This window comes from Methylobacterium gossipiicola (assembly GCF_900113485.1).
Classification (GTDB): domain Bacteria; phylum Pseudomonadota; class Alphaproteobacteria; order Rhizobiales; family Beijerinckiaceae; genus Methylobacterium; species Methylobacterium gossipiicola.
In genome coordinates this window covers 1-21,253 of record NZ_FOPM01000016.1, presented here as the reverse complement: position 1 = coordinate 21,253, position 21,253 = coordinate 1, and the positions used below count along the sequence as shown (strand labels likewise).

Sequence of the window (21,253 nt, the reverse complement as noted above, 5' to 3'; positions counted from 1 at the left end):
AGACCCCGGATTGATTGAGATTTCGCGAAGGTGAAGTCCCTCTCAATCCAGGGACTTCACCAGGGCACGGAACTGGTCGCCGCGATCCTCGAAGCTCTTGAACTGGTCGTAGGACGCGCAGGCCGGCGAGAGCAGGACCACGGGTTCCGGCGCCGGGGACAGGGCCGCCGCCTCGGCCGCCGCCCGGGTCGCCGCGTCGAGGGTGCCGCAGCGGGTATAGGGCACCCGGCCCTCCAGGGTGGCGGCGAAGTCGTCCGTCGCCGCCCCGATGAGGTAGGCGTGGGCGACCCGGTCGAACAACGGAGCCAGCGGTTCGATGCCGCCTGCCTTGGCCTTGCCGCCGAGGATCCAGTGGATGTCGTGGAAGGCGGTCAGGGCCTTGTCCGTCGAATCGGCGTTCGTCGCCTTCGAATCGTTGACGAACAGCACGCGGCCGCGCCGGCCGACCTCTTCCATGCGGTGGGGCAGGCCGGGGAAGCTCTTCAGCCCCGCCGCGATGGCCTCCGGCCCGAGTCCCAGCGCGCGGACCACCGCGATGGCCACGGCGGCGTTCTGCCAGTTGTGGGCGCCCCGCAGGGTGCCGATGCCCGAAAGATCCGCGAGGCGCGTGCCGTCCGCCGCGAACACGGCGCCGTCGCGCGCCACGAGACCGCCTTCCGGCGCCGCATCCCCGACATGGATGCGCACGACGGACCCCGTGATCGCATCCGCGATGGCCCGGCTCGGCGTATCGTCGATCCCGACGACGGCGAGGTCCGACGCCATGACGAGGCGGGCCTTGATGCCGGCATAGAGGTCCAGGGTGCCGTGCCGGTCGAGGTGGTCCGGGGTGATGTTGAGGAGCACACCGACGCTGGGGTTCAATGACGGCGTCAGGTCGATCTGGAACGACGACAGCTCGATGACGTGGACCCGGTCCGGTGCGGGAGGCGCCAGGGACAGGATCGCGGTGCCGATGTTGCCGCCCATCTGCACGTCGCGCCCCGCCTGCGCGAGGAGATGCGCGATGAGGGCCGTGGTGGTGGACTTGCCGTTGGTGCCCGTGATGGCGACGAAGGGCGATTGCGGTGCGATCAAGGCCCGCTCACGGCAGAACAGTTCGACGTCGCCGATGATCGGAAGGCCGGCGGCATGGGCCCGTTCCACGGTCCAATGCGGCGCCGGATGGGTGAGGGGCACGCCCGGCGCGAGGATCAGCGCGGCGAAATGCGACCAATCGGCGTCGCGAAGATCCGCCGTGGCGATACCCTGGGCGGCGGCGCGCGCCATGCTGTCGGGGTTGTCGTCGCAGGCGAGAACCCGCGCGCCCCCGGCCTGGAGGCTGAGGGCGGTGGCGAGGCCGGAGCCGCCCAGGCCGAACAGGGCGACGGTGCGGCCGGCGAAGGTGGTGGCGGGGGTCATCAGCGCAGCTTCAGGGTGGCGAGGCCGGCGAGCGCCAGGATCACGGCGATGATCCAGAACCGGATCACGACCTGCGGCTCCTTCCAGCCCTTCTGTTCGAAATGGTGATGGATCGGCGCCATGCGGAACACCCGCTTGCCCGTGAGCTTGAACGACGCCACCTGGATGATCACCGACATCATCTCGAGGACGAACAGGCCGCCCACGACGGCGAGGACGATCTCGTGCTTCGTCGCCACCGCGATGGTGCCGAGCAAGCCGCCGAGCGCCAGGGAGCCGGTGTCGCCCATGAAGATCTGCGCCGGCGGCGCGTTGAACCACAGGAAGCCGAGGCCCGCGCCGATCACCGCGCCGCAGATAACCGCGAGTTCGCCGGTGTCGCGGACGTAGTTCACCTGGAGGTAGCCGGCGGTGAAGACGTTGCCCACGAGGTAGGCGATGACCCCGAACGTGCCGCAGGCGATCATCACCGGCACGATGGCGAGGCCGTCGAGGCCGTCGGTCATGTTCACGGCATTGCCGGCGCCAACGATGACGAAGGCGGCGAACAGCACGTAGAACCAGCCGAGGTTCAGGAGCGCATCCTTGAAGATCGGGAAGGCGAGGTGATTCTGCAGGGCGGGCGGTGAATAGACCGCCATCACGGTGCAGGCGGAAATCGCGATGCCGGCTTCGAGGAGCAGGCGGAACCGGCCCGAGAAGCCCTTGTGCGACTGCTTCGTCACCTTGAGATAGTCGTCGTAGAAGCCGATGGCGCCGAAGCCGAGGGTCACGGCCAGGACCACCCAGACGTAGTGGTTGCGCGGGTTGGCCCAGAGCAGGATCGCCACGATGGCGCCGGCCAGGATCATCAGGCCGCCCATGGTCGGGGTGCCGCGCTTGGTCAGCAGGTGGGATTGCGGCCCGTCCTCGCGGATGGGCTGGCCCTTGCCCTGGCGCAGGCGCAGGAGCGAGATGATGAGCGGCCCGAACCAGAACACGAACAGACCCGCCGTGAACAGCGCGCCGCCGGTGCGGAAGGTGATGTAGCGGAAGACGTTGAGGGCCGAGAGCGTACCGCTCAGTTCCGACAGGAGATACAGCATCCAGCACCCGGCCGCGGTTCAAAGGATTTCCGGGCATGGAGAGGACCGCGGGTCCCCTCCTCCCGGCCGTACCGGCCGCCCCTAACGCGCGAGCGCCTGAGACGGATCGGTTTGACCGGCGTTCGCGTACCGGGCTTTGAGGGCTTCGACAATCCGGCCCATGCGGATGCTGTTCGAACCCTTGACCATCACGGCGTCGCCGGGCCGCAGGGTGGCGAGCAGCGGATCCACGAGGTCCCCGGAGGCCGCCCCACAGGTGCCGCGCCGCGTCACGGGCAGCGCCTCGAACAGGTGGCGCATCAGGGGACCGGCGGTGAACACGAGGTCGATCCCGGCGGCCTCGACGGCGCCGCCGAGGTCGCGATGGTGGTCCTCGCCCGTCGCCCCGAGCTCCAGCATGTCGCCGAGCACGGCGATGCGGCGACCGCGCGGACCGGTCTCGATGGCCGCCAGGGTGGCCAGAGCCGCCCGGATGGAGGCCGGGTTGGCGTTGTAGCTTTCGTCCACGAGGAAGGCTTCGCCCTCCCCGATCCGAAGGGCGGTGCGCTCTCCGCGCCCCACGGGCGGTCGTAGGGCGGCGAGGGAGAGGGCGGCCAGGGCGAGATCCGCCCCCAGGGCATGGACCACCGCCATGACGCCCAGCGAATTCATGGCCGTGTGCCGGCCCGGCGTTCCGAGCTGGTAAGTGACCGGAATGCCCATGACCACGGCATCGACCACGGAGAGGTCGGGCCGCAGGACGATACGGGAGGCCCGGACATCGGCCTCGGGATGCTCGCCGAACGTCACGACCCGCCCGGCGGCCGAGGCCTGGGCGTGGGCGAGCAGCCGCGCGAACTGCGGGTTGTCGCGGTTGAGGATCGCGGTGCCGCCGGGACGGAGCCCCGAGAAGATCTCGCCCTTGGCGTCGGCGATGGCCGAGAGGGACGCGAAATGCTCGATATGCACCGGTTCGACGGTGGTCACGAGGGCGATGCCCGGCCGCACCATGGCGGTGAGGGGCACGATCTCGCCGCCGTGGTTCATGCCGATCTCGAACACGCCGTAGGCAGCATCCGCCGGCATCCGCGCCAGGGTGAGGGGCACGCCCCAATGGTTGTTGTAGGAGGCGACGGAGGCATGGGTCGGCCCCTGGGCGGACAGGACATGCCGCAGGGCTTCCTTCGTGCCGGTCTTGCCCACCGAGCCCGTGACGGCGACGATGCCGGCATGAGACCGGGCGCGAGCGGCACGGCCGAGGGCTTGCATGGCGTCGAGAACGGGATCGTCGCTCACCCCGGAGACGGCCAGGACCGCCCCCGCCCCGGAGAATTCCGCCGCCCGGTCCGCCGCCACCACGGCGGCCCCCGCGCCCCGCGACAGGGCATCCCGGACGAAGTCGTGCCCATCGCGCGCCTCGCCCCGGATGGCGAAGAACAGATCGCCGGGCTGCAGGCTGCGGGTGTCGATGGAGGCACCCGTGATCGGCTTCGGGGCGCCGTGCAGGGTGCCGCCGGTGGCGGCTTCCAAGGCTTGGGGCGACCAGAGCGGGGATAGGTCGGTCATGCTTGGCGTTCCGCGATCGCAGCCCGGAGGATGTCGTGATCCGAGAAAGGCAGGACCTGTGATCCCACGATCTGGCCGGTTTCATGGCCCTTGCCGGCCACCACGAGGACATCGCCCGGAGAAAGCGCCCGCACGGCCGCGCGGATCGCCTCGGCGCGGTCGCCGATCTCGGTGGCGTTAGGAGCCGCCGCCAGGATCTCGGCGCGGATCGCCGCCGCGTCTTCCGAGCGCGGATTGTCGTCGGTGACGATGGTCCAGTCGGCGGCCTGCGCCGCGATGGCACCCATGATCGGGCGCTTGCCTCGGTCGCGGTCGCCACCGCAGCCGAACACGCAGACGAGGCGGCCCGTCACGAACGGGCGCAGGGCCGAGAGGACGCCTTCGAGGGCCTCGGGCTTGTGGGCGTAATCGACGAGGCAGAGGGCGCCGTTCACCTCGCCGATGCGCTCCATGCGGCCAGGTACGCCGGTGAGGTGTTCCAGCGCCGCGATCACGCCCGCCGGATCGGCTTCCCCGGCCGGGGTCGCCAGGGCGAGGCCGGCAGCCAGCAGGGCATTCTCCACCTGGAACCCGCCCACGAGGGGAAGCCGAACCGTATACTCGGTTGGCCCTTCGAGGCCGGGCGCCACGAGGTGCAGCTCCTGACAGAACCCTTCCGCCTGCGCCGACAGGAGCTGGACTGTCTCGCCGGCCTCACCCGTGGTCATGACGTGGAGCCCCCGCGCGAGGGCGGCGGCGGCCACCACCTTGGCGAAGGCGCCGTCGGCGTTGATGACCGCCGGAATGCCCGGCTGGGCCAGGGCCGTGAACAGGCGCAACTTGGCGGCGAGGTAATCGTCGAGGGTGGTGTGATAATCGAGGTGGTCGCGCCCGAGATTGGTGAAGCCGACGGCCGAGAGTTCGACCCCGTCGAGGCGACGCTGCACGATGCCGTGGGAGGACGCCTCCATGGCGAGGGTCTCGATGCCGTCGTCGGCGAGCCGCGCCAGGGTGGCGTGCAGGGTGACGGGGTCCGGCGTCGTGAGCGAGCCGTAGGTGGCGCCGCGATTCGTGACGATGCCCACCGTCCCGAGGCTCGCCGCGTCGCGGCCGAGGCGGGACAGGATCTGGCGCACGAAGTCGGTGACCGAACTCTTGCCGCTGGTCCCGGTGACGGCGACGATCTCGGCCGGTTGACGGCCGGCGAGGCGGCTCGCCGCGAGGGCGAGGCTCCGGCGCGCGTCGGCGACGGCGACGTACGGCACCGTGCCGATACCCTCGGGCTTCTTCTTGCCTTCGCCCACCACGGCGACGGCCCCGGCCGCGACGGCCCCGGCGGCGAAGCGGCGGCCATCTGCGGCGGTGCCGGGGACCGCGACGAACACGAAACCAGGCGCGACGGCGCGGGAATCCGCCGTCAAACCCGAGACCGGCGTGGCGTTGCCGGCGGCCTCGGGGAACAGGGTACCGAGGGTTTGGGCAGTCATCGTCCGTCCACCTGGGTGGCATGATAGGCGCCGAGCTTCACCATGAGGGGGAAGGGCTTGGCGGGGGGATCGAATTGCGGCGGCAGGCCGAGGATCGGAGCCACGCGCTCGATGACGCGGCCGGTCACCACGCCGGAGTTCCAAGCGGCGGTGGCGTAGGTGCCGGATTCCGCCGCCACGGCCTGGGGCTCGTCCATGATGGTGACGAAGAGGTATTTCGGCTTGTTCATGGGGGACGCGGCCATGAAGGTCGTGAACAGCCGGTTCTTCACGTAGCGCCCGTGGATCACCTTCTCGGCGGTGCCGGTCTTGCCGCCGACATAGTAGAGCGGGATCGACGCCTTCTTGGCCGAGCCCTCCACCGCGTTGAGGCGCATGATGAAGCGCATGGCCTCGCTGGTTTCGGGCTTCAGGACCCGGGTCGCCTTGGCGAGGGCGTCGGCTTCCGTGGTCTTCAGAAAGGTCGGCACCATGAGGTTGCCGCCGTTGGTGATGGCCGCCACCGCCGCCGCCGCCTGGATCGGCGCCACGGCGAGGCCGTGACCGAACGCGATGGTGATGGTGTTGATCTCGGTCCAGCGCGAGGGAACGATGGGCTCGGCGCTCTCGGGCAGTTCCGTCCGCATCCGGTCGGTGAGGCCCATCTTCTTCAGGAACGCCTTGTGGCCGGGCACGCCGATGCCGAGCGCCATCTTGGCCGAGCCGATGTTCGACGAGTGGGTGAATACCTCCGGCATGGTGATGACGCGGTTGGTACCGTGATATTCGTGGATCTTCTGGCGGCCCCAGTTCAGCACGCCGCCCCGGGTGTCGAAGGTCGAATTGACGTTGTACTTGCCGGAATCGAGCGCCATGGCGAGGGTCATCGCCTTGAAGGTCGAGCCCATCTCGTAGACGCCCACATTCATGCGGTTGATGCGGTCGGGGTTGAGGGCGTCGGCCGGATCGTTGGGGTCGAAATCCGGCAGGGAGGCCAGGGCGATCACCTCACCGGTGGTGACGTCGAGGATCATGCCGGCGGCGGCCTTGGCGCTGAAGTGCTCGACACCCCAGGCGAGTTCGTCGCGCAGGGCGAACTGCGCCCGGAGGTCGATGGAGAGCTGCACCGGCTGGAGGTCGGTCTGCTTGGCCACGAGGCCGAACTCGTTCAGGGCCTTGTTGCCCTGGCGGTCGATGTACTTCTCGATGCCGGCGATGCCGACGTTGTCGAGGTTGGTGACACCGAGGATGTGGGCGGCCGCGACCCCGTTGGGATAGACGCGCTTGTGGTCGGGCAGGAAGCCGATGCCGGGAATGCCGAGGCGGTGGACCTCCGCCTGCTGCTTCGGGGTGATCTCGCGCTTGACCCAGACGAAGCCCTTCTCCTTGCCCGTCGAGGCGAGACGGGCCGAGAGCTTGGTCCGCAGGTCGTTGGCGTTGAGGCCGGGCAGGACGGCGGTGAGGAGTTCCACCGCCTCGTCCTTGTCGGCGATGTTGCGCGGCTCGGCGAAGACCGAGACCGTGCGGATATCCGTGGCGAGGATCTCGCCGTTGCGGTCGACGATATCGGGCCGGATCGCCGTGGTGGCGGCGGCGGCGACGCGCTTGTCGGAATTGTCCGTTTCGGGAAACGCCGCGAGATACACGAGGCGGACCCCGATGGTCATGAACACGGCGGCGAAGCCGAGGCCGACGAGGCCGACACGCGCGTAGCTGCGCTCGATGGCGAGATGAAACATCGCCCGCAGGAGGGTCATGGCCGCGTTGGGACGCGCCGCAGGCGCGGGGTCGGCCACGGGCCCCTCGACGGCTTCGGTCTCGGACGGAGCGGACTCCGAAAAAACGTCTTGCGACACGGGTGCTACCTCGAAGCCGTGGTCGGGGTCTTGGTGGTGGTCGTGCGGGTCGTGCTGGTGCGGGTCGTGATCGAGCCCGTGGTGCGTGGCTCGTTGGCGCCGGGCTTCTCCTTCGGGGTCGCGGTAGCGGCGAGGAGACGGCCGATCTCGTCGCCGCGGTCGGGGCGCTCGGGCAGGTCGGACAGGCGGCCGAGATGGCTCGTGCCGATGGGCTCCAAGGCGAGGTGTCGCTCCACGGCCTTCTGCAGGCGGTCGGGCCGCGTGAGCAGCTGCCACTCGGCGCGCAGGACGGCGATGGCCTGGCGCTCGCGATGCAGCTGGGTACGGGCCTTCGAGACCTGACCGGCCTGATACAGCGTGTCGTACTTGATGGAGTAGGCGTAGATCGCCGAGCCGATGAGGCCCAGGACCGCCAGGACGTTCAGCAAACGGATCACCGGCGCGCGCTCCTGCCTGTCCGCTCCGGCAGAGCCGCGAGGGTCTCGATGGCGGCCAGGGGCGCGGGCGCAGGCGCGTCCGTGCGTTCCACCGCGCGCAGCTTGGCCGAGCGGGCCCGCGGGTTGGCGAAGGTCTCGGAGTCGGTCGGCAGCACCGGCCCCTTGGTCACGGCGGTGAAGCTGCGGGGGGCCGGCGCTTCGAGGCTCGGGAGGTGCCGTGACCCTTGGGCCGCCCGGCCGCTGCGGGCCGAGAAGAACTGCTTGACGATGCGGTCTTCCAGGGAATGGAAGGTGACGACGGCGAGGCGGCCGCCGGGGCGCAGGATGCGCTCGGCCGCGTGCAGGGCCTGGACGAGTTCGCCGAGTTCGTCGTTCACCGCGATGCGCAGGCCCTGGAACGTCCGGGTCGCCGGGTGGATACCGCTCGCCGGATCGGCCCAGACCACGCTGGCGACGATCTCGGCCAAGGCCGCCGTGGTCTCGATGCGGCCCTTGCGGCGGGCCTCCACGATGGCGCGCGCCACGGCCCGTGAGCGGCGCTCCTCGCCGTAATGATAGATGATGTCGGCCAGATCCCCTTCCTCGGCCTCGTTGACGAGGTTGGCGGCGCTGCGCCCGGCGCGCTCCATCCGCATGTCGAGGGGGCCGTCGTGGCGGAACGAGAAACCGCGCTCGGCCTGGTCGATCTGCATGGACGAGACGCCGATATCGAGGACGACGGCATCGGCCTGGGGCCAGCCGGCCTCTCGCACGCAGGCATCGAGGCTGCCGAAGCGCCCCGGCACCAGGGTGAGCCGGCCCTGCGCCGCCGCCACGGTGGGGGCGCCGTCCGCGATGGCACCGGGATCGCGGTCGATGGCCAGCACGTGCACGGACGGGTCGGCGCCGAGCATCGCGCGAGTGTAGCCGCCGGCCCCGAAGGTGCCGTCCACCGCCAGGGTCCGGCCCGGCAGATCGAGGGCGCTCAGAACCTCGGCGAGCAGGACTGGAATATGCGGCCCCCCATCGGTCTGGGGCCTGGGCTCGCGCCCGCGCTTCATCGCGTCACCCGGACGATCGGCGCGTGGAGGGGAGAGGAACTGAGCGTCGAAGACGCGACGGGGATGGAGCCGCGCATGCGTCCCTTCCAGCTGGCGGGGCCGCCCTGGGGCGGCACGGAGAGACGGGGCATCACCGGCATGGCGGCGCGCGCGATCGCTCACACGAACGCCGGCCCGACGATCTCGGGATGCGTCCGTCGATCCGAAAATCGCCGCTGACGGGATGAATCGGGGTACCATGGGCCTCTGAGCGCCGTCAACGAACGGGCCCGCACGCGATGGACCCGTGTCGATCAGACCTCAGCAAGGTTAACCGAGGGTGAGTTTTTGGTGCGAAGGTGTGGTCATCGTGGCGAATGACGCGGCGCGGGTGCCCCCGGGGCGGGGCGCGCCATCGAAGGACAACTGGATCAGTCGGCCTTTAAGCCGGGTTCTGTAGGGCCTGGACGACCCTTGCGGGTCCTCCCGACGTGGCGGCCATTCCTCTGGGACGCGCGTTGCCGACGCGCCTCGAGCAACCAACCCGGGCGACGGGCCTGGAGAGAAGCCTGACGGGTTGCGAGACCCGTCCTGTCGCCCCTATTCGGTCTTGCTCCCGGTGGGGTTTGCCGTGCCGTCCGCGTTGCCGCGTCCGCGGTGCGCTCTTACCGCACCCTTTCACCCTTACCGCGGATCGGCTCGCGCCGATCCGCGGCGGTCTGCTCTCTGTGGCACTGTCCCTGGGGTCGCCCCCGCCGGACGTTATCCGGCACCGTCTCTCCATGGAGCCCGGACTTTCCTCCCCGGACATGACGCCCGGAGCGGCCGCCCGGCCGACTGATCCGCGGCGGATGTGCGCCGGGTAACGCCGCGAGGTCAAGCGGCCGGTCGTAGGTGCAGCGATCATCGCACGATCCCGGGCCGGATGGTGATCCGGCCCGGGATCGCGAAAACGCTCACCAGGAGCCGGTGTTCTCCATGGACACCCACGGCTCCTGCGGCGGCTTGGCCTCGCCCTTCTGCAGCAGCTCGATGGAGATGCCGTCCGGGGATTTGACGAAGGCCATGTTGCCGTCGCGCGGGGGCCGGTTGATGGTGATCCCGGCGGCCTGGAGCTTCGCGCAGAAAGCGTAGATGTCGTCGACCTCGTAGGCGAGGTGGCCGAAATTGCGCCCGCCCGTATAGGTCTCCGGGTCCCAATTGTGGGTCAATTCGATCACCGGCGCCTGTGTTTCGCGGGCGGTCGCCGCATCTCCGGGCGCGGCCAGGAACACGAGGGTGAAGCGGCCCTTCTCGTTGTCGATGCGGCGGACCTCCGTGAGGCCGAAGGTATCGACATAGAAGGCCAGCGCTTTGTCGAGATCCGCCACGCGGACCATGGTGTGCAGGAAACGCATCGTCTGGAACTCTCCTGTTGCTGTCGGCCTATGTGGGCGCCGGGGGAGCCCCGTCAACGTCGTGCATGGCACGCCGGGCGGCCGATGCGTTGCGCGCGGACGATAAGCGATTCAAGAGGGAGACCGGCGACCGAACGAGGCATCCATGCGCACCGAAACCCCGATCCCGATCCGGCTCGCAGATTACCGTCCTGCCGACCACCTCATCGACCGGGTCGCCCTCGACATCAGCCTGGACGCCCATGCGACGCGGGTGACCGCGACCTTGAACCTCCGGCCCAATCCGGCCGGTCAACGGGGCGCGGACCTCGTCCTCGACGGCGAGGATCTCACGCTCCTGTCCATCGAACGCGACGGCGTCGCCCTGGCGCCCGACGCCTATACGGTGACGGACACGAGCCTCACCCTCCGCCAACCGCCGGCCGAGCCCTTCACCCTCACGATCCGCACCCAGATCGATCCGACGGCCAACACCCGCCTCATGGGCCTCTACCGCTCGAACGGCGTCTACTGCACCCAGTGTGAGGCCGACGGCTTCCGCCGGATCACCTATTTCCTCGACCGGCCCGACTGCCTGGCCGTCTACACCACCCGCATCGAGGCGGACCGTGGGGAAGCGCCCGTGCTGCTGGGCAACGGCAATCCCGTCGAGGCCGGGGAAGCGGGGCCGGGGCGGCACTACGCCGTCTGGCACGATCCCCATCCGAAGCCCGCCTATCTTTTCGCCCTCGTGGGCGGACGCCTCGACCGGCTGGGGGGCGCGTTCACCACCCGCGACGGCCGTGCCGTCGAACTCGGCATCTATGTCGAGCCCGGCAAGGCAGAGCGCGCGGCTTACGCCCTCGACGCGGTCATCCGCTCCATGGCCTGGGACGAGAAGGCGTTTGGCCGGATCTACGACCTCGACGTCTTCAACGTCGTCGCCGTGTCGGACTTCAACATGGGGGCCATGGAGAACAAGGGACTCAACATCTTCAACGACCGCTACGTGCTGGCAAGTCCCGAGACGGCGACGGACGCCGATTACGCCGCCATCGAAGCGATCATCGCCCACGAGTACTTCCACAACTGGTCGGGCAACCGCGTCACCTGCCGGGACTGGTTCCAGCTCTGTCTTAAAGAGGGGCTGACGGTCTTCCGCGACCAGGAATTCTCCTCCGACATGCGCTCGCGGGCGGTTCACCGCATCGGTGAGGTCCGCACCCTGCGGGCGCGGCAGTTCCCCGAGGATGCCGGCCCCCTCGCCCACCCGGTGCGTCCGCAACAATACGCCGAGATCAACAACTTCTACACGGCTACCGTCTACGAGAAGGGCGCCGAGATCGTTCGGATGCTGCGCACGCTCCTCGGCGCCGAGACCTTCGCCCGTGGCATGGACCGCTACTTCGCGGATTGCGACGGCACGGCCGCCACGGTCGAGGATTTCCTCGCCGCCTTCGCCGCCGTCTCGGGCCGCGACCTCGCCGCCTTCGCGCGCTGGTACGACCGCCCCGGCACCCCGGTGGTGACCGTCGCGGGCGAACACGACGCGGCGACCGGGACCTATACCCTGCACCTGCGCCAGGAGCTTCCTCCCGGTCCCGCTCGGAAGGAAAGCGCGGGCGAAACCGACGCGGCCCCGGCCCTCGTGATTCCCGTGGCCCTCGGCCTCGTCGGACCGCAGGGTGTGCTGCGCGACGCCGTGAGCGACCGGGTGCGGGACGGCGTCTTCGTGCTCGAGCGGACCACCGACACGGTCACGTTCCGCAACGTCCCCGTCGCTCCGGTGGTGTCCCTGTTCCGAGGCTTCTCCGCTCCGGTTCGGGTCGCGACGGAGGCGACGGAAGCCGACCGCCTCATTCTCCTCGCCCAGGACACCGACCCGTTCAACCGCTGGCAAGCCGCGCAGGATCTCGCGATGGCGCACCTCGTCGCCGGTTCGCGTCCCGAATCCCAGCGGCCAAATCCTGATGGCTTCGTCACCGCCCTCGGGAGATTCCTCGATGGCGAAGCCCTGTCCGACCCCGCTTTTGCCGCCCTCGTCCTGACGGTTCCGAGCGAAAGCGACATCGCCCATGCGCTCGGCGACACCATCGACCCCGACGCGATCCACCAAGCCCGCGACGACCTTCGCCAAAGCATCGGCACGGGCCTTTTCGCGCGCCTGACACGCCTGCGCGACGACCTCTCGGACCCCGCCGGAACGCCGTTCTCACCGGATGCCGCCTCGGCCGGCCGCCGGGCCCTGCGCAATGTCGCCCTCGACCTCATCGCCGCGGCCGATCCGCAGGAAGGGACAGCCCGGGCGGAAAGGCAGCTCGCGGCGGCCACCACGATGACGGACCGCCTCGCCGCCCTCTCGGTTCTCGCCCTGATTCCGGGGCCGGCGCGTGAAGCGGCCCTAACGGCCTTCGCCGAGCGCTACGCCGACGAGCCCCTGGTGCTGGACAAATGGTTCGCGATCCAGGCCACCATTCCGGAGGACGAGACCCTCGACCGGGTGCGCCGACTTCAATCCCACCCGGCCTTCGCCATGACCAACCCGAATCGCGTGCGCTCCCTGGTCGGCAGCTTCAGTGCGGCCAATCCGACCCAGTTCAACCGGGCGGATGGAGCCGGCTACGATTTCCTCGCCGAGACCGTGCTCGCCCTCGATCCCACCAATCCCCAGATCGCCGCGCGGCTCCTCACGGGGTTCGGTTCCTGGCGGATGCTCGAACCGGGACGGCAAGCCAAGGCGGCTCAATCACTTGCGGCGATCGGCGCGCGTCCGACCCTGTCCCGGGACGTTTCCGACATCGTCGGACGCATGAGAAATTCCGGCAAATCCCTGACTTGACAGTATGAATCCCCGCCCTAAGCCTCCTTCCGATCTGGGTGAGCCGGGCCGTCTTCCGCCCGTCGGGGGCCAAAAAGGCGTGGACAACGCGCCCTTGAAAATGGTGATATGAATACGAGTCGGAGCGCGGCACGACCGCGCCTCCGCGACGAATCATCCTGGTTGCGGAGTGACATCATGCTGGAGGCGGATTCCGCTTCCCTCTCCGCGCGTGCGGATACGATTCTCGGCATTCACCGTCCGCAGACCCCCACGCACATCCGTTTCGTGCGGGCGGAAACGTGGCTGCGCGTGGCCTTGCCGGCCCTGCTCACCGCCTTCCTTGTCTGCCTTGCGACGGTGGAAGGCTTACACCTGAGCACGCAGCGCCAGGAATCGATCCGGCACGCGGCCACCGATATCGAGGCCATGGCTCGGCTCGTGGCCGCCGCCATCGGCCAGGGCGCGGCGACACAGGGCGAACTCAAGGACCGGCTGGCGGGCCTTCTTCCCCATTCCGGGATAATGGACCGCCGCCAGATCCTCGTCCTCGATGCGGACAGCACCATCGTGGCGTCCACGCCCCCGTTGAGCGGCGAGCGCATGAACCTCGGCGAGATCGGCGATCTGCAGGCCCTCGTCATCCTGCGCGAGCGGGCCGGTGTGATGGCCATCACGCTGGCCGATGGCAGCCCAGCCCTCGCCGCCCTGCGCAGCCTGCCGGGCGCGCAAGGTCAGGTCGTTGTGCTGCAGTCCCTGGCAGCGGTCACCGCCGCCTGGACGGCGCAGACGCGCAACCACGTCATCCTGCTGAGTGCCGCCGCCCTCGTCATCATCGGCACCGGCATCGCCTACGTCCTCCAAACCCGTCGGGCCTATGCCGTCGATCGGGTCTGCGAACAGATAAAGCAGCGCCTCGATACGGCGCTGGGCCGCGGGCGCTGCGGCCTGTGGGATTGGGATATTCCCCGCGGCCGGATCTACTGGTCGGATTCCATGTACGCCCTGCTGGGCTATCGTCGGGAACGTGAGTTCCTGTCCTTCGGCGACGTCAACGCCCTCGTGCATCCCGACGACGGCGATCTCTACAGCCTCGCCCGTCACCTCGCCGCCAGCCAATCCACCGTGGATCACGAATTCCGCATCCGGTCGGCCTCCGGCGTCTGGCTGTGGATGCGGATGCGGGCCGAGATCGTCACCGATACGGTGATGGGGGGGCGCCACCTCGTGGGCATCGCCCTCGACGTCACCGAGCAGCGAACCCTGGCCGAACTCAACGCGACGGCGGACATGCGCCTGCGCGACGCCGTCGAGGCGATCTCGGAAGCGTTCGTCCTGTGGGATACGAGCAATCGCCTCGTCCTATGCAACTCGAAATTCCGCGACCTTCACGCCCTCGGTCCGGACGTGGCGGTGCCGGGGCGGCGCTACGCCGAGATCATGGGGCGCGGTGTTCTCCCCTCGATCCGCCGCGAGATGCGCGAACTGGAACATGCGGGCGCCACCGCCCGGACCTTCGAGGCCGAACTCACGGACGGGCGCTGGCTACAGATCAGCGAGCGGCGGACCAAGGACGGCGGCTACGTCTCCGTCGGCACCGACATCACGAGCCTCAAACGTCATCAGGAGCAACTCGTGGCATCCGAGCGCGAGCTCATCGCCACGGTCAGGGATCTGAAGCGCTCGCGCCGGACCCTGGAACTCCAGACCCAGCAGCTCGCGGACCTCGCCGAGCGCTACCTCGATCAGAAGGCCCAGGCCGAGACGGCCAACCAGGCCAAGTCCGAATTCCTGGCCAACATGAGCCACGAGTTGCGCACGCCCCTCAACGCCATCATGGGCTTTGCCGAACTCATGCAAACGGGTGTCTACGGCGCCCTCGGCTCACCCCGCTACACCGAGTATTGTCAGGACATCCGCACGAGCGGCCACTACCTCCTGTCGGTCATCGACGACATCCTGAACATGTCGCGGATCGAATCCCATCGCGTGAAGCTCGTGCGCCGCGAGATCGCCCTGCCGGCGGCCATCGAGGCGGCCCTGAAGCTTGTCGCCGAGCCGGCCCGGGCCAAGGCTCAGACGATCCAGGTCGACCTCGTCGCGGGTCTCAGCCTGATGGTCGACGAGCGCGCGCTGCACCAGATCCTCCTCAACCTCCTCCAGAATGCCGTGAAATTTACGCCCGAAGGTGACGGCCGGATCATCGTGAAGGCCCGGCCCTCGGGGGATTCGGTGAACATCTTCATCGAAGATTCGGGCATCGGCATTCCAAAAGCGGCTCTGCGGCGTCTCGGAACCCCGTTTCAGCAGGTGGAGACCAACCTCACCCGCACCTATCAGGGCTCGGGTCTCGGCCTCGCCATCGCCCGCTCCATGGCCGAATTGCATGGCGGCTCCCTGCGCCTGCGCTCGCAGGAAGGCTTGGGTACCATCGTCCTCGTCCGCCTCCCGGCCCCGACCCCGGAGCGCTTGCGCGACGCCGCCATCGAGGCATCGCAGACAGCGATCGCCGCGCTTCCAGCCGTGGCCGCGCCGCGCGGCTCCCGGATGGACTCGGCCCTCGCATAAACGCTCCGGTCAGGCGAGCAGCCGGTCGAACAGGCTGCGCACTTCGGCCCGGTGTTCGTCGAGGCGCACCCTCAGATGGGTCGCATCCGGCATACCCAGGGCCACGGCGAGACGGGTCAGGGCCACGGTCGAAGCCTGGGCCGGCTCCCCCGCCACCATCAGCCGTTGCCACTGCAGCACGTCGTCGAACTGGCGATAGGCACTGCCCAGGCGCTCGCCCTCGTCGTGGGTCAAGAGCCCATACCCGCTCGCCCGCGCCAGAACCTCCGGTGCCGGAAGCCCCAAGAGATCCGGGAAACGGGCCCCCTGCGCGAGGACGAGGGCCTGCGCCAGGAAATCGAGGTCGAGGAGGCCGCCGGGCGCGAGCTTGAGGTCGAGGGGACCGGCATCGCCCTTCGACTCGGCCACCAGCGTCCGCATGGCCCGCACGGCATCATACACCGTGGACGCTTCACGCGGCCGGGTCACGACGGCCCGGACGATGTCGAGCACCTCGGCGCCGAGGTCGGCGTCGCCCGCGATCACGCGGGCGCGGGTCAGGGCCATATGCTCCCAGAGTTCGGCCTCGGTCTCGTAATAGGCCCGGACGCCGCGCAGTTGCACCGCCACCGGCCCCTGCCCGCCGCCGGGCCGCAGGCGCAGATCGACCTCGTAGAGGTGGCCGCGTCGGGTCGGTACCGTGAGGGCGGCGACGAGGCGCTGGGTCAGGCGGTTATAGGCCACGGCCGCATCGAGGGGACGCGGCCCGACACTCCTGCGGTCCTGGGGATCGAAATCGTACACCACGACAAGGTCGAGGTCGGATTCGGCCGTGAGCTGATACGAGCCGAGGCGTCCCATCCCCAGAACCACGAGGCGTCCGCCCGGGACCGCCCCATGCTCCGCGAAGAACGCCCGCGACACCTCCTCGGTGGCGGCCGCCACCACCGTATCGGCGAGGGTCGAATAGGCCCGGCCCGCCTCGGCAGGCGCCAGGATGCCGGAGAGCAGGCGCGCGCCCGTGAGGAAACGCAAATGCCGGGCGGCATCGCGGCTGCGGTCGAGAAAATCCTCGTGGCCGGAGGGACGCCCGAGCAGGGCCTGAAAATGCGCGGCGATGCCGCCGGGTTCGGGGGGCGGGGCGGCGAAATCCGGCTCCAGTACGGCATCGAGCACATGCGGACTGAACGAAACGGTCTCGGCGAGGCGCGGCGCCGTGCCGAGGAGATCGGCGAAGAGCAGGCGCAGGCGCTCGTTGGAGCGCAGGATGGTGAGAAGTTCGAGGGCGGCCGGCATCCGGGTGAACGCCCGGTCGAGGGTCTCGAGGGCGGCATCGGGATCGGCCGTGCCACCCAACGCCTGCATCAGGGCCGGCACGAGTTCGGTGAGAACCTCGCGGGCGCGAGCGGTGCGCACGGCCGGACGGCGCCCGAAATGCCAGCCCCGCACCGTCTCGACGGCCCGTTCGGGCTCGCGGAATCCGAGGGTCCGCAGGGTCGCGAGGGTGGCGGGATCGTCGCCGGTCCCGCTGAAGACGAGGTCGCCCACCGCCACCGACAGGTCGGGCTCCGCCTCGAACAGCAGGGCGTAATGCGCCTGGACCCGGCGGGCCTGTCGCAGGAGCGCCGCTCCGAAATCCCCCAGGGTCGCGAAGCCGGCAAAACGCGCGAAGCCTTCGAGTTCCGCCGGCTCGGTGGGCAGGCGCTGGGTCTGCTCGTCGCGCACCATCTGGATACGATGCTCGATGGTGCGCAGAAAATCGTAGGCTTGCGCCAACTCGTCCCGCGCCGTCGCGTCGATCCAGCCCTCGTCCGCGAGGGCGCTGAGCATCTCCACCGTACGGCGTCCGCGCAGGGCCGGACGGCGTCCGCCGAAGACGAGTTGCTGGGTCTGGACGAAGAACTCGATCTCGCGGATGCCGCCGCGCCCGAGCTTGATGTCGTGCCCGGCGACCGCCAAGGTATCGTGGCCGCGCACGGCATGGATCTGCCGCTTCATGGCATGCACATCGGCGATGGAAGCGAAATCGAAGTATTTGCGCCACACGAAGGGACGCAGATCGTCGAGGAAGCGTTGGCCCACCGCGCGGTCGCCGGCGATGGGCCGCGCCTTGATGTAGGCCGCCCGCTCCCAGTTCTGACCGAGATTTTCGTAGTACGAATAAGCGGCATTGAGCGACACGGCCGTGGGCGTCGAGCCGGGGTCCGGCCGCAGGCGGTAGTCGACCCGGTGCACGTAGCCGTCGGCCGTCCGCTCCTGCAGCAGCCGGGCGATGCCCTGGGCCAGCTTGGCGAAGAACGGCCCCGCCGCCAGCCCCTCCTTCAGGGGCGCGAGGGCGGGATCGAAGAACACCACGAGGTCGATGTCGCTGGAATAGTTCAGCTCCCCCGCGCCGTGCTTGCCGAGAGCCAGGATCACGAGACCGGAGCCGGTTTGGAGATCGCCCGGATCGGCGGGGCGGAATCGCCCGAGGGCCGCCGCCTCGGCCAGGAGTGCGTCGGCGGCGGCCTGCACGGAGGCATCGGCGAAATCGGAGAGCGCCGCCGTCACCGTGGCGAGGGGCCAGAGGCCGCCGAGATCGGCCAGGGCCACGAGCAACGCGTGCTCGGCACGGTTCAGCCGGAGGGCGCGGCCGGTGGCCGCGAGATCGCCGAGACCACCGGCCGCGCGCTGCCGGGCGACGAGATCGGCGTTCGCCACCTCGGGCGACCGGGAAACGAGTTCGACGAATCGCGCAGGGTCGCGGGCCACGATGGGCCAAAGAAACGGAGAATGTTCCGCCAGCGCGAGAAGGAGGCGCCGCAGGGATGGATCGAGGAAGCCCGTGGGAAATGCCGCCTCGATATCGGCGAGGCGGCGGGCCGCGGCTTCCGGATCGCCGAGGGGCGGCGCCCGCCGGAGGCGTTCGCGAAGGCTGACGGTCTCGGTCATGCGGGCTCTCCCACGGCGACGGCGGGAAGGGTTACCACGACGGCGAGGCCGGGGGCATTGTCCGCGAGGGTCAGGGCTCCCTGATGGAGTCGCACGATGGCGGCGACGAGGCTCAGCCCGAGCCCGAAGCCCGGCCGCGAGCGCGAATCCTCGAGGCGGACGAAACGGTCGAGAACACGTCCCCGCGCGTCCTCGGGAATGCCCGGACCATGGTCGGCAACTGTCAGGCGGATCGTCCCGCCGACACGCTCGGCCAGGACCCGAATGGTCCCGGCCTGCCGGTTCAACGCCCCGTATTTCACCGCGTTGTCGACGAGATTGGCCAGGGCCTGACCGATGAGTTCGCGGCTTCCGATCAACCGCAGATCGCCCGCGGTGACGATCTCGAGGGACAGACCTTCATCGGCCGCCACGGCTTCGTAGAGTTCGCCGACCTCGCGCGCCGTCGCCCCGACATCGAATTCCGCCATGATGTCGCGGGCCGCGACCCCTTCCAGGCGGGCGATCGTCAGGAGGGCGTTGAACACCCGGATCAGGCCGTCGCTCTCTTCGATGACGCCCTCCAAAGCAAGGCGCAGGGCCTCTGGGCCCTCGGCCGAACGCACGGCCGCATCGGCGCGGTTCCGCAAGCGGGTAAGCGGCGTCTTGAGGTCGTGCGCGATGTTGTCGGAGACCTCGCGCAACCCGCGCATCAACTCCCCGATCCGCTCCAGCATCTCGTTGAGATTCTGCGCAAGGCGATCGAGCTCGTCCCCGTTTCCCGCCACCGCCAGGCGTCCGTCGAGGTCGCCGGCCCTGATCCGCCGGGCGGTTTCCGTCATGTCGTCGACCCGCTTCAGCACCCGACTCGCAACGAACCAGCCGCCGACGACACCGAGTAGGATCACGAACAGCAACGAGGTCCCGAACGTCCGGCCGATGATCGAGCGCAGGCGATCGCGTTCCTCCACATCTCGGCCGACCACGAGGCGGAACCCGCCCGGCAAGGTGAAGATCCGCATGATGGCGCGATGATCGAGATTGTGCGATCCGCTCCGGGCATAAGCCGCTTCAATCTGCCCCGGATCGGCGAGCACCCCAGCCGGCAAGGCGCCGACATTGCCGACCACATGCTCGCCCGCCGCCGTGGTGACGAGGTAGAGCGATGCGCCGGGCTCGCCGGCCCGGCGCTCGACGACGGAAATGAGGCGGCGGAGGCCGCCGGTCTTGTACTGCTCGGACAGGCCATTGATCTCGGCCTCGATGGTCGACACCATCTGGTCGTCGAGCACGCGGTTGGCGTTCCAGGCGACGTAGCCGAGGGCCAGGAACGCGAAGGTTGTGAAGATCAGCAGGTAGGCGAACGAGAGCTTGAACGCCGTCGTCCGAAAGAGATTGCTGAGCTTGGCGCGGATCGGAACCGCGTGGGGTTCACTCGGCATCAGGCGCCGCGGGGATCATCGGCGCGAACGACGTAGCCGGCTCCCCGGATGGTATGGAGAATGGGCCGCTCGAAATCCTTGTCGATCTTGGCCCGCAGGCGCGACACGTGCACATCGATGACGTTGGTCTGCGGATCGAAGTGATAGTCCCAGACGTGTTCGAGGAGCATCGTCCGCGTCACCACCTGACCGGCATGACGCATGAGGTATTCGAGCAAGCGGAACTCACGCGGCTGCAGCACGATCTCCTGGCCGGCGCGGGTGACCCGGTGGGACAGGCGGTCGAGTTCGAGGTCGCCGACGCGGTAGGCCGTCGCCTCCGAGGTGCCGACGGCCGCCGTCCGGCGGCGCGCCAGGATCTCGGCGCGGGCGAGGAGTTCCGAGAAGGCATAGGGTTTGGGCAGGTAATCGTCGCCACCGGCACGCAGGCCCTTCACCCGATCGTCGACCTGACCCAGGGCCGAGAGGATGAGAACCGGCGTCGTCACCTCCTGTTCGCGCAGGGAACGGATCAGCGACAGCCCGTCGAGCTTCGGCAACATCCGGTCGACGATGAGCATGTCGTAATCGCCTTCGCGGGCGAGGGCGTAGCCGTCGAGACCGTCATGGGCGAGGTCGGGCACATGACCGGCCTCGCGGAAGGCCTTGGCCAAGTAGGATGCCGCTTCGCGGTCATCCTCGATGATGAGCAGACGCATAGTTTCGGACGATACGGTCTCCGGATGCGGCGGGGAAGTCCATCCCATCGGCAGCCCCCTCCCCTCTTCGACGACGGGACGACCATGGGGGAAGCAGGCTGACCACGGGCTGGCCACGACATGAAGGTTTGGTAAGGCGGTCCCGCCCCAGGTTTGCCGAGGGCTCATCATTTGGCGGATTCGGGCGTGCCCGATGTGTTTTCCGGTTCTCCGCCCGGGCACTGCGCAGGGTTCGGCCCTTCGAGCGTCTTACGGGATACGCGAACGCGAACAGGCCGCGCCCTTTCGGGCGCGGCCTGTTCGGTGTGATCGTTTGGAGGGACTGTTGTGATGTGCTGTGCAGGTCTGGCGGCGACCGACTCTCCCGTGTCTTGAGACACAGTACCATGGGCGCTGGTGCGTTTAACGGCCGAGTTCGAGATGGGATCGGGTTTTGGGCACACCGCTCAAACCACCAGACCGGCGCAGCACATCGGGGTGTTCGGCAAGCGGACCGACAGCCGTAGCTGTCGCGGGGTCTTTTGTTGTTTCGACCGTTTGCTGACCGGCAGCCGCTTGCAGCGGCTGCCGACCAGTGTGGCTCCGCCAGCCATGCGGCTGCCGGATCACATCACGGACATGGATCATGGGAGCGATCAAGTTCGATCGAGCGATTAGTACTGGTAAGCTCAACG

General features: G+C 69.0%; 13 protein-coding genes, 1 rRNA gene and 1 other RNA gene. 2 read left to right on the top strand and 13 right to left on the bottom strand.

The annotated features are described in order from the left end of the window. Positions 1–42: 42 nt before the first annotated feature. The 9 genes from murD to gloA all read right to left on the bottom strand — a co-directional run bounded on the left by murD (position 43) and on the right by gloA (position 10,185). The gene (murD, locus tag BM249_RS14130; protein ID WP_091972834.1) at positions 43–1,401 is read right to left on the bottom strand and encodes a UDP-N-acetylmuramoyl-L-alanine--D-glutamate ligase; all 1,359 of its coding nucleotides are present in this window, start codon (positions 1,399–1,401) and stop codon (positions 43–45) included. Continuing rightward, positions 1,401–2,486: a phospho-N-acetylmuramoyl-pentapeptide-transferase gene (gene mraY, locus BM249_RS14125; RefSeq protein WP_091972831.1), complete on the bottom strand. Its 1,086-nt coding sequence runs from the start codon at positions 2,484–2,486 to the stop codon at positions 1,401–1,403. Before mraY ends, murD begins: the two co-directional genes overlap by 1 nt. A gap of 81 nt (positions 2,487–2,567) precedes the next feature. Beyond that, complete coding sequence (locus BM249_RS14120; protein ID WP_091972828.1) at positions 2,568–4,031, bottom strand: UDP-N-acetylmuramoylalanyl-D-glutamyl-2,6-diaminopimelate--D-alanyl-D-alanine ligase; 1,464 nt, start codon at positions 4,029–4,031, stop codon at positions 2,568–2,570. Continuing rightward, positions 4,028–5,497 carry a UDP-N-acetylmuramoyl-L-alanyl-D-glutamate--2,6-diaminopimelate ligase gene (locus tag BM249_RS14115; RefSeq protein WP_091972825.1) on the bottom strand — a complete coding sequence of 490 codons (1,470 nt, stop codon included), beginning with the start codon at positions 5,495–5,497 and terminating at the stop codon, positions 4,028–4,030. The genes BM249_RS14120 and BM249_RS14115 overlap by 4 nt, the downstream gene beginning before the upstream one ends. Further along, positions 5,494–7,233 carry a peptidoglycan D,D-transpeptidase FtsI family protein gene (locus BM249_RS14110; protein ID WP_244528761.1) on the bottom strand — a complete coding sequence of 580 codons (1,740 nt, stop codon included), beginning with the start codon at positions 7,231–7,233 and terminating at the stop codon, positions 5,494–5,496. Before BM249_RS14110 ends, BM249_RS14115 begins: the two co-directional genes overlap by 4 nt. 104 nt (positions 7,234–7,337) lie before the next feature. Further along, positions 7,338–7,769, bottom strand: coding sequence for a cell division protein FtsL (ftsL, locus tag BM249_RS14105; protein WP_091972822.1), 432 nt, complete (start codon positions 7,767–7,769; stop codon positions 7,338–7,340). Beyond that, positions 7,766–8,809 (bottom strand): 16S rRNA (cytosine(1402)-N(4))-methyltransferase RsmH, encoded by a 1,044-nt coding sequence (gene rsmH, locus BM249_RS14100; RefSeq protein ID WP_091972819.1) that lies wholly within the window; start codon positions 8,807–8,809, stop codon positions 7,766–7,768. Before rsmH ends, ftsL begins: the two co-directional genes overlap by 4 nt. Before the next feature lie 406 nt (positions 8,810–9,215). After that, positions 9,216–9,629: RNase P RNA component class A (gene rnpB / locus BM249_RS14095), an RNA gene on the bottom strand. Between the two features lie 115 nt (positions 9,630–9,744). Then, on the bottom strand, positions 9,745–10,185 hold the full coding sequence (gene gloA, locus BM249_RS14090) for a lactoylglutathione lyase (RefSeq protein ID WP_091972816.1): 441 nt from the start codon (positions 10,183–10,185) through the stop codon (positions 9,745–9,747). Between the two features lie 145 nt (positions 10,186–10,330). Here gloA and pepN point away from each other — a divergent pair, with 145 nt between their 5' ends. Both pepN and BM249_RS14080 read left to right on the top strand, forming a co-directional pair. Beyond that, positions 10,331–13,003 (top strand): aminopeptidase N, encoded by a 2,673-nt coding sequence (gene pepN / locus BM249_RS14085; protein ID WP_091972813.1) that lies wholly within the window; start codon positions 10,331–10,333, stop codon positions 13,001–13,003. A 177-nt stretch (positions 13,004–13,180) separates the two neighbouring features. Then, positions 13,181–15,550 carry a PAS domain-containing sensor histidine kinase gene (locus BM249_RS14080; protein ID WP_091972811.1) on the top strand — a complete coding sequence of 790 codons (2,370 nt, stop codon included), beginning with the start codon at positions 13,181–13,183 and terminating at the stop codon, positions 15,548–15,550. A gap of 9 nt (positions 15,551–15,559) precedes the next feature. On the opposite strand, the gene BM249_RS14075 is transcribed toward BM249_RS14080, so the two are convergent. The 4 genes from BM249_RS14075 to rrf all read right to left on the bottom strand — a co-directional run bounded on the left by BM249_RS14075 (position 15,560) and on the right by rrf (position 21,038). Beyond that, positions 15,560–18,460, bottom strand: a complete 2,901-nt coding sequence (locus BM249_RS14075) for a bifunctional [glutamine synthetase] adenylyltransferase/[glutamine synthetase]-adenylyl-L-tyrosine phosphorylase (protein WP_091972808.1) — start codon at positions 18,458–18,460, stop codon at positions 15,560–15,562. After that, entirely contained in the window at positions 18,457–19,881 is a 1,425-nt protein-coding gene (locus tag BM249_RS14070) for a HAMP domain-containing sensor histidine kinase (protein ID WP_091972806.1), read from the bottom strand. The genes BM249_RS14075 and BM249_RS14070 overlap by 4 nt, the downstream gene beginning before the upstream one ends. Continuing rightward, positions 19,881–20,579, bottom strand: a complete 699-nt coding sequence (locus BM249_RS14065) for a response regulator transcription factor (protein ID WP_091972803.1) — start codon at positions 20,577–20,579, stop codon at positions 19,881–19,883. Before BM249_RS14065 ends, BM249_RS14070 begins: the two co-directional genes overlap by 1 nt. A 343-nt stretch (positions 20,580–20,922) precedes the next feature. Continuing rightward, a 5S ribosomal RNA gene (gene rrf / locus BM249_RS14060) occupies positions 20,923–21,038 on the bottom strand. Positions 21,039–21,253: the final 215 nt, after the last annotated feature.

Coding starts and splice junctions, on each gene's coding strand:
- murD (WP_091972834.1), bottom strand. CDS start 1,401: ATGACCCCCGCCACCACCTTCGCCGGCCGCACCGTCGCCCTGTTCGGC.
- mraY (WP_091972831.1), bottom strand. CDS start 2,486: ATGCTGTATCTCCTGTCGGAACTGAGCGGTACGCTCTCGGCCCTCAAC.
- BM249_RS14120 (WP_091972828.1), bottom strand. CDS start 4,031: ATGACCGACCTATCCCCGCTCTGGTCGCCCCAAGCCTTGGAAGCCGCC.
- BM249_RS14115 (WP_091972825.1), bottom strand. CDS start 5,497: ATGACTGCCCAAACCCTCGGTACCCTGTTCCCCGAGGCCGCCGGCAAC.
- BM249_RS14110 (WP_244528761.1), bottom strand. CDS start 7,233: ATGACCCTCCTGCGGGCGATGTTTCATCTCGCCATCGAGCGCAGCTAC.
- rsmH (WP_091972819.1), bottom strand. CDS start 8,809: ATGAAGCGCGGGCGCGAGCCCAGGCCCCAGACCGATGGGGGGCCGCAT.
- gloA (WP_091972816.1), bottom strand. CDS start 10,185: ATGCGTTTCCTGCACACCATGGTCCGCGTGGCGGATCTCGACAAAGCG.
- pepN (WP_091972813.1), top strand. CDS start 10,331: ATGCGCACCGAAACCCCGATCCCGATCCGGCTCGCAGATTACCGTCCT.
- BM249_RS14080 (WP_091972811.1), top strand. CDS start 13,181: ATGCTGGAGGCGGATTCCGCTTCCCTCTCCGCGCGTGCGGATACGATT.
- BM249_RS14075 (WP_091972808.1), bottom strand. CDS start 18,460: ATGACCGAGACCGTCAGCCTTCGCGAACGCCTCCGGCGGGCGCCGCCC.
- BM249_RS14070 (WP_091972806.1), bottom strand. CDS start 19,881: ATGCCGAGTGAACCCCACGCGGTTCCGATCCGCGCCAAGCTCAGCAAT.
- BM249_RS14065 (WP_091972803.1), bottom strand. CDS start 20,579: ATGCGTCTGCTCATCATCGAGGATGACCGCGAAGCGGCATCCTACTTG.